This is a genomic window from Massilia sp. CFBP9026 (assembly GCF_034045165.1).
GTDB lineage: Bacteria > Pseudomonadota > Gammaproteobacteria > Burkholderiales > Burkholderiaceae_D > Telluria > Telluria arenae.
Map to the genome: position 1 here is coordinate 23,790 of NZ_JAXCWH010000004.1, position 16,313 is coordinate 40,102.

The 16,313-nt window shown below is 64.4% G+C and carries 11 protein-coding genes; 1 reads left to right on the top strand and 10 read right to left on the bottom strand.

Annotation, left to right across the window (positions count from 1 at the left end):
• Positions 1–31: 31 nt before the first annotated feature.
• The 9 genes from nusA to SOM28_RS11335 form a co-directional block, all read right to left on the bottom strand.
• Positions 32–1,597, bottom strand: coding sequence for a transcription termination factor NusA (nusA, locus tag SOM28_RS11295; protein WP_123071874.1), 1,566 nt, complete (start codon positions 1,595–1,597; stop codon positions 32–34).
• Positions 1,594–2,082 (bottom strand): ribosome maturation factor RimP, encoded by a 489-nt coding sequence (rimP, locus tag SOM28_RS11300; protein WP_123071873.1) that lies wholly within the window; start codon positions 2,080–2,082, stop codon positions 1,594–1,596. Before rimP ends, nusA begins: the two co-directional genes overlap by 4 nt.
• Positions 2,083–2,398: 316 nt before the next feature.
• Entirely contained in the window at positions 2,399–4,411 is a 2,013-nt protein-coding gene (gene rluB, locus SOM28_RS11305; protein ID WP_320468160.1) for a 23S rRNA pseudouridine(2605) synthase RluB, read from the bottom strand.
• Positions 4,398–5,138 carry an SMC-Scp complex subunit ScpB gene (gene scpB / locus SOM28_RS11310; protein ID WP_123071871.1) on the bottom strand — a complete coding sequence of 247 codons (741 nt, stop codon included), beginning with the start codon at positions 5,136–5,138 and terminating at the stop codon, positions 4,398–4,400. Before scpB ends, rluB begins: the two co-directional genes overlap by 14 nt.
• 433 nt (positions 5,139–5,571) lie before the next feature.
• Positions 5,572–6,585, bottom strand: a complete 1,014-nt coding sequence (locus tag SOM28_RS11315) for a glucokinase (RefSeq protein WP_320468161.1) — start codon at positions 6,583–6,585, stop codon at positions 5,572–5,574.
• Positions 6,586–6,778: 193 nt separating this feature from the next.
• Positions 6,779–7,723, bottom strand: coding sequence for a VTT domain-containing protein (locus SOM28_RS11320; protein WP_123071869.1), 945 nt, complete (start codon positions 7,721–7,723; stop codon positions 6,779–6,781).
• 91 nt (positions 7,724–7,814) lie between these two features.
• Positions 7,815–9,515 (bottom strand): ABC transporter ATP-binding protein, encoded by a 1,701-nt coding sequence (locus SOM28_RS11325; RefSeq protein WP_320468162.1) that lies wholly within the window; start codon positions 9,513–9,515, stop codon positions 7,815–7,817.
• Positions 9,512–10,525, bottom strand: a complete 1,014-nt coding sequence (locus SOM28_RS11330) for an ABC transporter permease (RefSeq protein ID WP_370663562.1) — start codon at positions 10,523–10,525, stop codon at positions 9,512–9,514. The genes SOM28_RS11325 and SOM28_RS11330 overlap by 4 nt, the downstream gene beginning before the upstream one ends.
• Positions 10,526–10,527: 2 nt before the next feature.
• The gene (locus tag SOM28_RS11335; protein ID WP_123071866.1) at positions 10,528–11,466 is read right to left on the bottom strand and encodes an ABC transporter permease; all 939 of its coding nucleotides are present in this window, start codon (positions 11,464–11,466) and stop codon (positions 10,528–10,530) included.
• Positions 11,467–11,998: 532 nt separating this feature from the next.
• Here SOM28_RS11335 and SOM28_RS11340 point away from each other — a divergent pair.
• Positions 11,999–14,911: a TonB-dependent receptor plug domain-containing protein gene (locus tag SOM28_RS11340; RefSeq protein ID WP_229415090.1), complete on the top strand. Its 2,913-nt coding sequence runs from the start codon at positions 11,999–12,001 to the stop codon at positions 14,909–14,911.
• A 101-nt stretch (positions 14,912–15,012) separates the two neighbouring features.
• Here the strand turns inward: SOM28_RS11340 and aroG are convergent, their stop codons facing one another.
• Positions 15,013–16,071 (bottom strand): 3-deoxy-7-phosphoheptulonate synthase AroG, encoded by a 1,059-nt coding sequence (gene aroG / locus SOM28_RS11345; RefSeq protein WP_123071865.1) that lies wholly within the window; start codon positions 16,069–16,071, stop codon positions 15,013–15,015.
• Positions 16,072–16,313: the final 242 nt, after the last annotated feature.

Consider the following 16,313-nt stretch of genomic DNA (forward strand, 5'->3'; position numbering starts at 1 on the left):
CTACGTGTCGCGACAGATGATAAAGAAATTTTCAAGCTTTGGCCGTTTCTACCAGGCTCCAGGCTTTCGCCTGCAGTGCTTTCGCCCGGTCGTCGTACTTGCCATCGACCAGTTTCATCTCGTCGTCGGTCACATCATTAAATTCACTCTTGATCAGGTCGCGGGCGCGGTCCGACGACAGTGCCAGGATGGCGCCGAATTCGTCATAGGCCAGTGCCGCGAATGCTTCGACCGTCTTGATGCCAGCCAGGCCAAGCTTGCCGGCAACGGTACGGTCCATGCCTTCCAGATTGACCAGAGCTTCTTCCATGCCTTCGAGACCTTCCTCGGAAGCGATCGCTTCGGTCACCAGCGCGTCACGGGCGCGGGTGCGCAGTTCGTTGACGGTGTCCTCATCGAACGATTCAATTTCCAGCATCTCGGAAATTGGCACGTAGGCGATTTCTTCCAGGCTCGAGAAGCCTTCTTCAACCAGGATATCGGCCACTTCCTGGTCGACGTCCAGTTTTTCCATGAACAGCGCGCGGATCGCGGCCGATTCTTGTTCCACCTTGTTCGCCGATTCCTCGGCGGTCATGATATTGATCTTCCAGCCGGTCAGCTCGGACGCCAGGCGCACGTTCTGGCCCGAACGGCCGATCGCGATGGCCAGGTTTTCTTCGTCCACGACCACGTCCATCGCATGCTTTTCTTCGTCGACCATGATCGACGAAACATTCGCCGGAGCCAGGGCGCCGATCACGAACTGGGCCGGATCGTCCGACCACAGCACGATGTCCACGCGCTCGCCGCCCAGCTCGCCGGTCACGGCCTGCACGCGCGAACCGCGCATGCCGACGCAGGTGCCGATCGGGTCGATGCGCTTGTCGGCCGTGAACACGGCGATCTTGGCGCGCACGCCGGCATCACGGGCTGCCGATTTGATCTGCAGCAGGCCTTGTTCGATCTCTGGCACTTCCAGCTCGAACAGCTTCATGATGAAGTCTGGCGCAGTGCGCGACAGGATCACCTGCGGGCCACGCATATTGCGGTCCACACGTAGGATGAAAGCACGCACGCGGTCGCCGATGCGCAGGTTTTCTTTCGGGATCATCTGGTCGCGCGGCAGGCGCGCTTCGATCTTGCCCGACTCGACGATCGCATCGCCGCGTTCCATGCGTTTGATGGTGCCGGTCACCAGCGAATCGCCGCGCTCCAAAAAGTCTTGCAGGATCTGCTCGCGTTCGGCATCGCGCACGCGCTGCAGCACGACCTGCTTGGTGTCCTGGGCAAAACGGCGGCCGAAATCAACCGATTCGATCGGCTCTTCGATGTACTCGTCGACTTCGATATCAGGAATCTGTTCCTTGGCTTCGAAGTGCAGGATTTCCTGGTCAGGCAGCTGCAGGCCCGCTTCATCCGGCACCACGTGCCAGCGGCGGAAAGTCTCGAACTCACCGGTGTCGCGATCGATCGACACGCGAATGTCGACTTCGCCTTCATAGCGCTTCTTCGTGGCCTGTGCCAGCGCGAACTCGAGCGCACCGAAAACGACTTCCTTGTCGACGTTCTTTTCGCGCGCAAGCGCATCCACCAGCAATAAAATTTCGCGACTCATGCTTTGCGACTCCTAAAATCCACCTGTGGCACCAAACGTGCCTTGTCCAATTCGGCCAGCGTAAATTCCATCAACGCCGGGCCATCCTTACTGTCAAATTCCAAACCGACCTTGTCGTTCTCGACGCCGCGCAGGATACCGGTGAACGTCTTGCGGTTATCACTGCCGGGCACCGCGACGCGCAGCTTGACCGTGCACTCATGGCCGGCGAAGCGCGCAAAATCGGCGAGGGTCCGTACCGGGCGATCGAGGCCCGGCGACGAAATTTCCAATCGTTCGTAATCGACGTTTTCCACGGTCAGCACGTGCGACAGCTGGTGGCTCACCTTGGCGCAGTCCTCGACCGTGATCGGGCCCTTGTCGTCCGCGTCGGCAGCCGGGAAATCGATATATACACGCAGGATCCCGCGCTCGCCTCGTTCCACATCGACGAGGTCATAGCCGAGTCCACTGACTGTCGTGGCGATTAAGTCAAACTGCTGCACGGCACTTCTCCAGGGCTTTAAAACGATTTACCAAAAAAAAAATGGGCATCTGCCCATCTTTTTGTACTTACAACCCAACCAGATGAAAGCACTTGCACCAGTGTCACGCGAATCTCGATTCGCGGATACAACATTCGGGAAGGACTTCGATTAGGCTGCAAATTATACTGCTTTTCCACTTCTCTCGCAATCTCCATACCACAAATGAGATTTTAAACAACAGTTGGCGAGATGATATGGACTACGAAACATTTTACGCTGATCGGGCGGCGGATGCGCGGCCTACGCATCCTTGCGCAGGCCGGTCAAGCCGCGTTTAGCCGCGACGGCCGCGGCGCGGCAGGCCGTGTTCCGAGCCGCGCGGGCCCTGGCCGCCACGACGACCGCCACCGCCGCTGCCGGCGAAGCCGAAAGTGGTCTGCAGCGGGTCCGGCTGGCGCGGACGGCTGCTGCTGGCGCCGCTATTGCCACCGCCTTTGCCGCCACCAGCGCCCGCGCCACGGCCCTTGCCGCCACCCTGGCCGCCCTGGCCGCCGAAGCCGCCCTGGCGACCGCCGGCAGGCTTGCCGCCCGGCACTGGGCCGTTCAGGATGCCCTGTCCACGGGTGCTGCCGACCCGCGCCACCGGCGGGCCGAAGGGATCGACATTGCGGTTGGCGTCGGCGCGGTCGATGCGATTGCCGTCGCTGCGGTCGTTGCTGCGGTCGTTGCTGCGCTCGGCGCCATGGCTGACCTCGGCGCGCATGCCGTTCGGACGCGGGCCCTTGCCCTTGTGACCGCCCTTGACGTGCTTCTCGGGGGCAGCGCCTTTCTTTTCGACGCCGAAGGCCGTCATCAGCGCGCGCACGTCGTTTTCCTCGAACTCTTCCCAACGGCCACGCTTGAGGCCGCTCGGCAGGGTCATGGCGCCGTAGCGGGTACGGATCAGGCGCGAAACTGTCAGGCCGACCGCCTCGAACATGCGGCGCACCTCGCGGTTGCGGCCCTCGCCGATCACTACGCGGTACCAGCGGTTGATGCCTTCGCCGCCGCCGTTCTGGATCTTCGAGAACGCCGCCTTGCCGTCGTCCAGCTCGACGCCGGACAGCAGCTTCTGGCGCATGCCTTCTTCGAGCTCGCCCAGGGTGCGCACCGCGTATTCGCGGTCGATGTTGTAGCGCGGGTGCATCAGCCGGTTGGCCAGGTCGCCCGAGGTCGTGAACAGCAGCAGGCCTTCGGTATTGAAGTCGAGGCGGCCGACGGCCAGCCACTTGCCGGCCTTCATGGTCGGCAGGCGGTCGAACACCGATGGACGGCCTTCCGGATCGTCATGGCTGACGATCTCGCCGGCCGGCTTGTGGTAGACCAGCACGCGCGGCGGCTTGCTGCTCACGCGGCGCTGGATCAGCTTGCCGTTGATGCGGACCGCGTCGGTCGGCAGGATGCGCTGGCCGATATGGGCCGGCTCACCATTGACCGACACGCGGCCGGCGACGATCAGGTCTTCCATGTCGCGGCGCGAACCCAGGCCAGCCTCGGCCAGCACCTTGTGCAGCTTCGGCGCATCGTCGTCGGCGGTCAGGTCGCGGCGCACCGGCTTGGCCGGCGCATTGCTGCGCGCGCCGTCGTTGGCGTCGAAGTCGTCCGAGGTCACGAAGGAGAACACATTGTCCGCTTCGTTGCCGGGCTGCTGCTTGCCACCCCTGCCCTGCGGCTGCTGCTTGCCGCCGCGGCCGATCTGCTTGGCCGGACGTCCGCCCTCGGTTGGACGACCGCTTTGCTGGGTCGGACGGCCGCTTTGCTGGCCGCGCTTGCCCTGCTTGGGCTGGCCGCGGCCGCGCGCATCTTGCTTACCTTCCTGATTACCCTCTTGCTCGCCTTCCGGCGCAGCATCGACGCCAGCTTCGGGCGCCGGAGCGGCCTGCTCGGCGACAGCCGGCGCGGCGGCCTGCTGCAAGGCTTCGCGTTCGGCGCGCTTTTCGCGCATCTGGCGCGGGCCGCGCGGCTTGCGCGCTTCCTGGGCCGGAGCGACGTCGGCGGTGGCCGGCGCTTCAGCTGCTGCCGGCGCGGCGGCCGACTCTTCTTTCGCGGCCTTGGTGGCGCGCGGCTTGCGGGCCTTCGGCGCCGGCGCGTCAAAGGCCGGCGCAGGCGCGGCCTGCTCGGCAGTCACCGGCTCGGCGGCGACGGCCGCCTTGCGGGTGCGCTTCGGCTTGGCCGGCGCCTCGGCCGCTACGGCCTCGCCTGGCGCAGTGTCGGCAACGGCAGCCGCCTTGCGCGTACGCTTCGGCTTGGCTGCTGCTGGCTCGCCTGCATCCACAGGCTTGGTCTCGTTTTGTTCAGTTGGGTTCATCGTTCGTGTCTTTATTGTGCTGACCCGCCTCGGCAATCCCGTCATCAAGCGTGTCGCGGATCGGAACTTCAACGGGTGAAGTAGCTAAATCTATATCGTCGGCGGGCGCGGAGGCGCCCACCTTGTCAAAATTGTCGTTCAATGCCGCCTCGAGGGCTTCCAGGCTGCGGCTGTCGGGGCCTTCGGCCAGCGGCTGCAGCGGCGGCAACTGCGACAGCGAGGCCAGGCCCAGGTCGTCCAGGAACTGGCGCGTGGTGCCCAGCAGCGCCGGCCGCCCCACCACTTCGCGGTGGCCGACGACGTCGATCCAGCCGCGGTCTTCCAGCATCTTGACGGTCTGCGAATTGACCGCGACGCCGCGGATCTCTTCGATGTCGCCGCGCGTGACCGGCTGGCGGTAGGCGATGATCGCCAGCGTTTCCAGGGTCGCCCTCGAATACTTGGGCGGCTTTTCGGGCGACAGGCGGTCGAGATAGGGCTTCATCTCGGGACGGCTCTGGAAGCGCCAGCCCGATGCCAGGCTGACGATCTCGATGCCGCGCCCATCCCAGTCCTGGCGCAGTTCTTCCAGCAAGATTTTGATCGTATCGGCGCCGACGCCGGCGCCAACCTGCCGTCCTTGCGGGTCGACCTCGGCGAACAGTTTCTTCATGCCATGGATCGACATCGGCTCGCGGGCGCATAGCAAGGCGGTTTCGAGGACTCTCTTGGCCTCGTCAGTATTCATATCGCGATGTCGTCAATCAAACAATTCGGCCAATCGGGGTCGGGACAGCATCGATGCGAGTGACGCGCATGCCTGCATGCCATGCGCCGGCCTTGCCTGCGCTCTGCTGCCTGAAACCGGAATCCGTGGGCCCGGCGCGCTGAGCGCCGGAGCTATTACATGGCGGGCAAGGAACCCGACAGGGGCAACCCGCCTGCGCGACGGGCCGCTGGTGTTGATCTTCATTGCGAAACGAGGAACTCGGCGAGACTCGGCAAAACTCTGCTGTCTCTCAGGCACGCCCGCGATCGGGGCTTCGCCGGGGAGCGACTTGTGTTGCACGAGAGTGCGGCACGCGAGCGGACGACGTCGTTTCTTCCAACTGGCGGCCATTGTAACCGATAAAACCCCGCAGCGGACAAGGGGGCGGCGCTGCGATGCGCGCCTATTTGCGTCAGTCGGACAGTTTTTCCGACAAAATCGCCGATACGCCAAGGAATGCGGGGTACTCGGCGGTGATCACATAGGTCGGCACGTCGGCCAGATAGCCGACGAAGCGCCCCTTCTGCTCGAAGCGGCGGCGGAACGAGGAACGGTCGAAGCGCTCCCCGAGGCGCGGCACGATGCCGCCGCCGATGTACACGCCGCCCTGGGCGCCGAGGGTGACGGCGAGATTGCCGGCCACAGTGCCGAGCATGCCGCAAAAGGCTTCCAGCACCTCGTCACACAGTGCGCATTCACCCGTGAGCGCACGGCGCGAGATCTCGGCCGCGCCGAGGCGCTCGCCGGGACGGCCGTCACGATCGGCCAGCGCACGGTAGATGAGCTCGACGCCGGCGCCGGACAGGAAGCGCTCGAACGAGACATGCTCGAACTCGCGCCAGGCATATTGCAGGATCGCGATTTCCTGCTCGTTGACGGGAGCGAAGCTGACGTGGCCGCCTTCGCTGCGCAGCGCGGTCCAGCTGTCGCCGCACGGCACCAGGCCGGAAACGCCGAGGCCGGTGCCGGCGCCCAGCAGGCCCAGCGCCGCGTCCGGCTGCGGCGTACCGCCGCCCACCTGGCGTTTTTGCTCGCCCAGGTGCGGCAGCGAACGGGCCAGGGCCGAGAAATCATTCACTACCAGCAGGATCTCGAAACCGCATTCCTGCCGCAAGGCTTCAGTGGAAAATTCCCAGTGATGATTGGTCATGCGCACATAGTCGCCGTTCACCGGGTTGGCGATGGCGATCGCGGCGTGACGAATCGGCGCCGCGCTGCAGGCCTTGACCGCCGCGCTGCCCAGGTAGGCGCGCATGGCCTCGCCCAGGGTCGCATAGTCGGCGCAAGGCAGCACCTCGACCGCCTCGAGCCGGCCCGGACCCAGCTCCAGCACGAAGCGGCAGTTGGTGCCGCCGACATCGGCAAGCAGGCGGGCGCCGCCGCGGTGGGAGCGGTCGGTGGATGAGCTGAGCGGGGAGGCAGTCATGGTGGAGCGTGATTAAGAGACGCCCAAGCTTACTAAATTTTTTGCCCTGAAGACAAGTGTTTTCTGTAGTTTAGGTACACCACCCGCAACAGGATGGATGAAAACACGCCACCCATCGATCAGCGCGAAGTAGTAGAACTACTTTTTTATGACAGTTGGAGAGAATCGCGCCACCTGCCCGCCAGCGTGCCGGTCAGCAAGTCGCCGGATCGAGCTCGGGATCGTTGCCGCGTTGGGCGTTCCAGGCGTCGAGCCCGCCCTTGAGCGGCCGGGCACGGTGGAAACCGTTGACCATGAACTGGCGCGCCACTTCGGCGGCGGTGACGTCGTCCGGACAGCTGCAATAGACGACAATGTGGCGGTCGCGGTCGAGCGAGGCCATCAGGTGTTCGGGCTGGCAAGCCTTGAAGATCACCGCGCCCGGGATCGCGGCTTCCATCTGTTGCGCGCTCAGGCTGCGCGCATCGATGATCACCGGATCGTGGCCGGCGTCGATCAGGGCCAGCACCTCGTCGATGTCGATGCGCTCGATCGCACTGCGCGAGCGGTGGCGGCGCCGCTCGGCATACTTGAAGGCGATGAACAGGGCCAGCAGGCCGGCCACGATCGTCAGCGCCGTGCTGCCCATGGTCGAGAGCGTATCGAGCACGCCGTCGACGCTGTTATGGAACCAGACGCCGAGCAGGATGCCGGTGCCGCTCCACAGCGCCGCGCCGCTCACCGCATACAGCAGGAAGAGGCGCGGGTTGACGCCCATGGCGCCCGACAGCGGCGCCGCGATGGTATTGAAGCCGGGGACGAACTTGGACACCAGCAGCGACTTGACGCCGAACTTGCTGAAGCGGTCTTCGGTCTGGTTGACGCAGGAATCGGGGGACAGCGAAATCTTGCACAGCAGCCGCAGGATGCGCTTGCCGTAGAAGCGGCCGGCGCGGAACCAGAAGGCGTCGCAGATCAGGCAGGCCAGGATGGCCGCCATCCATACCATCTGCCAGCTCACGTCGGCGGTGACCGAGAGCGCGCCGGCCACGATCAGGACCGGGTAGGCGGGTATGGGCAGACCGAACTGTTCGACGAGGACGATGCCGAACACGATCAGCACGCCATAGACTTGGAGGAGTTCGGCTAGCTGGGGCATTTTTGTATATTAGCGCAATTGTGTGGTCGGCACAGGAACACCCCCTATTCCCTTTGGCGTAAGCGCAACGCCGGGGACGGATGAGCGAATTCTACAAGACACCGCGCGGAATCGCCGCCAGCAGCGAGCGCGTGTAGGGGTGCTGCGGGTCGCGGTACAGCGTGTCGGAATCGGCCATCTCGACCACGCTGCCGTGGTGCATCACCATCACCTGGTCCGAGATGTACTTGACCACCGACAGGTCGTGCGAGATGAAGATATAGCTCATGCCGTATTCGTCCTGCAGGTCTTGCAGCAGGTTCAGCACCTGGGCCTGGACCGAGACGTCGAGCGCCGACACCGATTCGTCGCACACCAGGATCTCGGGCCGCATGGTCAGGCAGCGCGCGATCGCGATGCGCTGGCGCTGGCCGCCCGAGAACTCGTGCGGATAGCGGCCATAGGCGGCGTCCGGCAGGCCCACCCGTCCCAGCAACTGGCGCGCCAGTGCTGTGCGCTCCATCTCGCCCGCGCCGATGCCATGGATGCGCATCGGTTCCAGCAATATCTGGCCCACCGTGAAACGCGGATTGAGCGAAGCATAGGGATTCTGGAAGATGATCTGGATCCGGCGTTTATAGGCTTGATATTCGCGGTCGGACATGGCCAGCAGGTCGCGCCCCTCGAACAGCGCCGATCCACCGCTCGCGCGGTGCAGGCGCAGCAGCGTCAGGCCCACCGTGGTCTTGCCCGAGCCCGACTCGCCCACCACGCCCAGGGTCTTGCCGCGGCCCAGGGTGAACGAAACGTCCTTGACCGCCTTGAATTCGCGCTTGCCGAACAGGCCTTCGCGCAGCCAGAAGCTCTTGGCCAGCTTATTGACCACCAGCACCGGCTGGTCGTCCGGCGCCGTGCCGCGCACGCGCTGCGCCGGCGCCCGATCCGGCTCGATGCGACCGCTCAGGTAATCGTCGATCACCGGCAAACGCAGCGGCCGCGCATCGAGCGACGGCCGGCAATGCAGCAAGGCCTTGGTATATGCGTCGGCCGGGGCGCCGAACACCTGGCTGGCTTCGCCCTCCTCGCGCACCTCGCCGTGGCGCATCACGATCACGCGGTCGGCGATCTCGCCCACCAGCCCCAGGTCGTGGGTGATGAACAGCACCGCCATGCGGCGCTCGCGCTGCAGGCGCGCGATCAGGTCCATGATCTGCTTCTGGATCGTCACGTCCAGCGCCGTGGTCGGCTCGTCGGCGATCAGGAGGCGCGGCTCGCAGGCGATCGCCATCGCGATCATCACCCGCTGCTGCTGGCCGCCCGACATCTGGGTCGGGTAGGCGTCGATCTTGCGCTCGGGATCGGGAATGCCGACCTCATGCAGCAGCTCCAGGGTGCGCGCCCGCGCCGCGCGCTTCGTCATGCCCATGTGCAGGCGCAGGACTTCGCCGATCTGGAAGCCGACCGTGAACACCGGATTGAGCGAGGACATCGGCTCCTGGAAGATCATCGCGATGTCCTTGCCGCACAAGGCGCGCTGTTCGCGCAGGGGCAGGCCGAGCAGTTCGCGGCCGGCGAAGCGGATGCTGGAAGCGGGATCGATGACGGTTGTCTGCGCCGGCAGCAGGCCCATCACGGCCAGCGAGCTGACAGACTTGCCGCTGCCCGACTCGCCCACCAGCGCCACCGTGCCGGTCGTCGGCACGTCGAACGAGATGCCTTTCAGGGCCTCGAAGGTGTTGTGCTTGTCGGTACGAAAGGCAATGCGCAGGTCTCGCACTTGCAGCAACGGTTCCTGGGTCATAGTGAGGGTCATTTGATCTTGGGGTCCAGTGCGTCGCGCAGGGCATCGGCGAACAGCGAGAAGCTCGTCACCAGCAGCGCCATGGCGCCGGCGGCGGCGGCCAACTGCCACCATTTGCCGAGGATCAGTTCATTTTGCGCCTCGTTGAGCATGCTGCCCCAGGAGACGGTGCCGACCGGCACGCCGAAGCCCAGGAAGGACAGGATCACCTCGGCCTTGATGAAACCCACCACCAGGATCGACATCTGCACCAGCGCCACGTGCGAGACATTGGGCAAGATGTGGCCGAACATGCGCTGCCAGGCGGAAGCGCCGATGGCATCGGCCGCCATCACGTATTCGCGCGCGCCGTGCTTGATGTATTCGGCGCGCATCAGGCGATACGGCCCGGTCCAGCCGGTCAGGCCGAGGATCAGCACGATGGTGGCCACGCCTTTTTGCTGGAGCACGGCGGCCACGGTCAGGATCATGAGGATCGCCGGGATCGCCGTGAAGATGCTGTAGAACCAGTTGAACAGGTCGTCGACCCAGCCGCCATAAAAGCCCGAGACGGCGCCGAACAGGGTGCCCAGCGCCACCGCCAGCAGGGCCGCCACCAGGCCCACCACGATCGAGGTCTCGCCGCCCTTGACGGTCTTCTTGACGATGTCGTGGCCCCATTTGTCGGCGCCGAACGGCAGGGTCGTGCGCTTTTCTACAGGCGGATGGGTCTGCGCCACCTGCGCCTCGAGCTCGGCCAGCTCGGCAGCCAGCGGATCGAAGGCGTTCGGCGGCGTGGCGCGCGGCAGCTGGGCCTGGGCCAGCGCGCGCGCAGTGGCATCGGCGCCAACAAACGTTGGCGGCGCATAGTTGACCGCCACCTCGTCTTCCCAATCGCTGGCCAGCATGCCCGTGGCGGACAACAGCACCAGCAGCAGGAAGCCGGCGACGACGGCCAGCGCCGCCATCCCGACGCGATCGGCGCACAGGCGCCGCCAGGCGAGCGCCCACAGGCCAGGCGAATGCGTTTGCATGGTCGTCATCGTCATTTGAGCTGCACGCGCGGATCGACCGCCTGGTACAGCAGGTCGGCCAGCAGGTTGAACACCATGGTCGCGACGGCCACATAGACCGTGATCGCCTTGATCACCGGGAAGTCGCTGCGTTCGACGGCCAGGATCACTTCGCGGCCGATGCCGGGAATGCCGAAGAAGCGTTCGAGCAGGAAGGCGCCGATCAGCAGCGCCGGCAGGTTGGCCATCACGTGGGTGATGATCGGGATCGCGGCATTGCGCAGCACGTGGACCCAGACGATCCGGCCCTCCGACAGGCCCTTGGCGCGCGCGGTGCGCACATAGTCCTGCCCTGCTTCGTCGAGCACGAAGCTGCGGTACAGGCGCAGGGTCGGCGCGATCGACACCGCCAGGCCGATGATGATCGGCAGCAGCGCATAGCGCAGCAGGTTCTCGCCCAGGCTATTGCCCCAGCCCTGGACCGGAAACAGCCCCAACTGGTAGGCAAACACGTACTGGAACACGATGATGTAGACCAGGATCGAGATCGACATCCCGACCGTGCAGGCGACCATCACGGCGCGGTCGGTCAGCGAGCCGCGCACGAAGGCGATCGCCAGCGCCAGCGCGATGCCGAATACGGTTTCCAGCACGGTGAGCGGAATCAGGACCGTGAGCGACGGCCCCAGGCGGCTGGCGATGATGTGCGATACCGGCTCGCCCGTGCTCCAGGCATTGCCGAAGTCGAAGGTCAGGATCTGCTTGACGAAGATCCACAGCTGCACGGTATAAGGCTGGTCGGTGCCGAGCTGGCGCCGGATGTTCTCGATCGCGCCCGCGTCGGCCATCTTGCCCGCCAGCAGGTAGGCCGGATCGCCGCCGACCCAGTTGAACAAGAAAAACACCAGCAGCACGACACCGGCCATCGTCGGCAGCATCTGCCACAAGCGGCGCAAGACATAAGCGAGCATCGCACTCCCGAATTTGCGGATTGGGCGAATGGCCCGCCTCCAGGGTTTGCCACCAAGCGAAATCCACGGTGGCCAAAACGACACGATAGCGCATATCTGTACGCGCCAACAGACGCGCAATCTTATGCCTCGATCACTCCAAGTTATTGCTAAGTAATGACATGACTATCACTGATTCGTATAAGAAGCTTGCGCTGCCCGCCAAACATGCAGATCGCATTTAAAGCAATTTCATACCAATAAAATATAGTTTGATCGAACTAAATTTCATTTCAAACTTTATTTTCCGCATGATATTTCACGTTTCGAGTTTTGTGACTTCTATGTGACTAGCACCAACGAAATAAATTGTAAAGACAAGTTATCAAGTAGTTGTATTTTGGATGTGTGCATACTTTGCTGATTGACACTATCTACCCGTAAATGTTTTTATTGCCAAGTAGTAAAAACATGTCGCGTCCATATCACGCGGCGATTCACTGACTTTACTGGCAGCGTGACCCGCTGCCAGGTCTTACGGGGAAGACTGACTATGATGGTTGAAACTGTGTTATCTCGATCGGTGCGCCTGATCTGTGCCGGCGGCCTGGCCGTCGCCTGCACGACGGCGTACGCCCAGGAAACGGCGCCTGCCGCCGAATCGCTCCAACGTGTGGAAGTGACCGGCTCGCGCATCGCGACCGCCAACCTGGAAAGCGTCAGCCCGGTGACCGTGGTCAACGCCAAGGACATCAAGATGGAAGGTGTCCGGTCGGTCGAGAACCTGCTGAACAACCTGCCACAGGTCTTCGCCGACCAGGGTGGCTCGGTCTCGAACGGCTCGTCCGGCACCGCCACCGTCAACCTGCGCAACTTCGGCGCCGACCGCACCCTGGTGCTGGTCAACGGCCGTCGCCTGCCGGCCGGCAGCCCGCGCAATACCGCGGCCGACTTGAACCAGATCCCGGTGGGCCTGATCAAGCGCGTCGAAGTGCTGACCGGCGGCGCCGGCGCCATCTACGGCTCGGACGCCGTGGCCGGCGTGGTCAACTTCATCATGGACGACCGCTTCCAGGGCGTCCAGATCGATGCCAACTACCAGTTCTACAACCACGACCAGAACGGCGGCCCGGTGGCCGACGCTGCCAACCGCCGCAACTTCGCGCTGCCGGGCGACAAGGGCGCCGACGGCAAGGTCAAGGACATCAGCCTGACCATGGGCGGCAACTTCGCCGACGGCAAGGGCAATGCGGTCGTGTTCTTCGGCTACAAGAAGGAAGATGCGCTGCTGCAGTCCGAGCGTGATTTCACCGCCTGCTCGCTGGGTGGCGCCACCCGTGGCGACGTCTTCAACTGCGGCGGCTCCGGCACCAGCTTCCCTGGCCAGTTCATCACCGCCACCGGCCTGAAAACCGTCGCCGACGCCGCCGGCAACGTGCGCAACTACGTGGCCGCCCAGGACGCCTACAACTTCGGCCCGCTGAACTACTTCCGCCGTCCGTCGGAACGCTATACCTTCAGCTCGTTCACCCACTACGACATCAACGACAAGGCCCGCCTGTACGCCGAGGCCAGCTTCCACGACGACAGCACCGTGGCCCAGATCGCGCCATCCGGCCTGTTCGGCCTGGACGCTTCCGGCGCCAACGCGATCCGTTGGGAAAATCCGCTGCTGTCCGACGCCTGGCGCAGCGCGCTGGGCATGACCGGCCCCGGCGACACCGCCGACGTCGTCATCCTGCGCCGTAACGTCGAAGGCGGCGGCCGCCGCGACGACCTGCGCCACACCTCCTACCGCGGCGTGGTCGGCGTCAAGGGCGACATCGGCAACTGGCAGTACGACGCCTTCGCCCAGGTCGGCAAGGTGCTGTACTCGGAAACCTATTTCAACGACTTCTCGGTCTCGCGCAGCGCACGCGCACTGAACGTGGTCCCAGGCGCCAACGGCCAGCCGGTCTGCGCCAGCACGCTCAACGGCGTCGACCCGAACTGCGTCCCGTACAATATCTGGAGCCTGGGCGGCGTGACCCCGGAAGCGCTGACCTACCTGCAGACCCCTGGCTTCCAGAAGGGCCATACCTCGCAGACCGTGCAGGGCATCAACCTGTCGTCGGACCTGGGCGAATACGGCATCAAGCTCCCGACCAGCAGCGAAGGCGTGGGCGTGGCGTTCGGTTGGGAACACCGTACCGAGAAGCTCGAGCTGAACTCGGACGTGGCGTTCGAATCCGGCGACCTGGCCGGCCAGGGCGGCCCGACCAAGAACGTGAGCGGCCAGTTCAGCGTGCGCGACTACTTCGCCGAAACCCGCATCCCGATCCTGCAGAACGTGCCGTTCGCCGACCAGCTGACCCTGACCGGCAGCTACCGCAAATCGGATTACTCGACTGGCCAGGACACCAACTCCTACGGTTTCGGCCTCGAGTGGGCTCCGGTGAAAGAAGCCAAGTTCCGCTTCAGCTACCAGCGCGCCGCCCGCGCCGCCAACGTGGTCGAACTGTACACCCCGGCCGGCCTGGCCCTGTTCGGCATGGATATCGATCCTTGCGCCGGCGCCACCCCGTCCGCGACCCTGGCACAGTGCGCACGCACCGGCGTGACCGCCGCCCAGTACGGCAACATCCTGAACTCGCCGGCCCAGCAGTACAACCAGATCATCGGTGGCAACACCAACCTGGAACCGGAAGAATCGGATTCGTACACCCTGGGCCTGGTGCTGACCCCGACCCGCAACACCTCGCTGACCATCGACGCCTTCGACATGAAAGTCAACGGCACGATCGGCGGCCTGCCGGCATCGACCACCCTGACCCAGTGCCTGGAAACCGGCGACCCGCAGTTCTGCGGCCTGATCACGCGTGACCGCCTGGGCAGCCTGTGGGCCCTGGAAAGCGCCAACATCGTCGCCACCAACCAGAACCTGGGCATGAGCTCGACCAAGGGCGTCGACCTGGGCGCCAACTGGAACACCAAGCTCGGCGCATGGGGCAGCCTGAACCTGTCGCTGATGGGCACCTACCTGAAAGAGTTCAAGCAGGAAGACTTCCCGGGTTCGGGCGAGTATGACTGCGCGGGCCTGCACGGCACCACCTGCGGCGTCCCACTGCCGAAATGGCGTCACAAGGTGCGCGCGGTGTGGGGCACCCCATGGCGTGGCGTGGAACTGGGCGCGACCTGGCGCTACGTCAAGGCCACCGACCTCGACTCGACCAGCGACCAGCCTCTGCTGAGCGGCACCTTCCAGGCAGCCGATGCACGTCTCGGCGCGCGCAACTACCTGGACCTGACCGCCGGTTGGCAGATCAACCAGATGTTCTCGCTGCGCGGCGGCATGAACAACGCGCTGGACAAGGATCCTCCGGTGTCGGGCGTCGTGGCTGAAGTCTTTGGTAACGGCAACACCTACCCGCAAGTGTTCGACTCGATGGGCCGTCACGTGTTCCTGAACCTGACCGCCAAGTTCTAATCCTCACCGGCTAGAAACAAGAAGGGCGCACCTCGGTGCGCCCTTCTTCATTTCTCACGCGGTCGTTCGGAAGAACGACCGCATCTACCGCATCTACCGCTTCATTCTTGCCGCAGCCGGCGCTGGCGCACCGCCGCCGCCAGTCCTTCCAGCACGCCCACGCTGGTATCCCAGTCGATGCAGCCATCGGTCACCGACTGGCCATAGGTCAGTTCCTTGCCCGGCACCAGGTCTTGCCGTCCGGCCACCAGGTGCGACTCGATCATCACGCCGACGATGCGGTCGTCGCCGCCCGCGATCTGGGCCGCGATGTCGGCGCACACCGGCACCTGGTTCTCGGGCTTCTTGGAACTGTTCGCATGCGAGGCGTCGATCATCAGGCGGCTGGCCAGGCCGAGCGCGGCGATCTGGCGGCAGGCCTCCTCGACGCTGGCGGCATCGTAGTTCGGCGTCTTGCCGCCGCGCAGGATGATGTGGCAATCCTCGTTGCCCGAGGTCGACACGATGGCCGAATGGCCGCCCTTGGTCACCGACAGGAAGTGGTGCGGCTGCGATGCGGCCTTGATGGCCTCGGTCGCGATCTTGATATTGCCGTCGGTACCGTTCTTGAAACCGACGGGACACGACAGGCCCGAAGCCAGCTCGCGGTGCACCTGCGACTCGGTGGTGCGGGCGCCGATCGCGCCCCAGCTGACCAGGTCGGCGATGTACTGCGGGCTGATCACGTCGAGGAATTCGGTGCCGGCCGGCAGGCCCATCTCGTTGATGTCGCGCAGCAGCTCGCGCGCCATGCGCAGGCCGTCGTTGATGCGGAAGCTGTTGTCCATGTACGGGTCGTTGATCAGGCCTTTCCAGCCGACCGTGGTGCGCGGCTTCTCGAAATAGACCCGCATCACGATCTCGAGCTCGCCGGCAAAGCGCTGGCGCTCCTTGACCAGCCTGCGCGCGTACTCGAGCGCGGCCTTCGGGTCGTGGATCGAGCACGGTCCGATCACCACCATCAGGCGGTCGTCCTGGCCGTGCAGGATGCGGTGCAGGTCGACGCGCGCGCCGGCCGCGGTCTGCTCGGCCTGCGGGGTCACCGGGAACTCGCGGATCAGGTGCGAGGGCGGCGTCAGTTCCTTCATTTCACGGATGCGTAAATCGTCGGTGCGGGGCATGCTGGGACTCCCTTTCGTGCTGTTCTGTACTGGTCTTGTTCAGGACTGGAAATAAAAAAACCGCCATCGCTGGCGGTTTGTCTGGATGCTGCCGGGACTGTTACTGCGCGTACCCGCCGCTACTCCACCGCCTGAGGCTGGAATGGCTAAAGTAAAAAAAGCGGGTAAAGAAAGCGTGGCGCATGGTGTCGTCCGGGTTTGGTCGAATTGACTATAACAACAAGGCATGAAAGTTGGCAAGC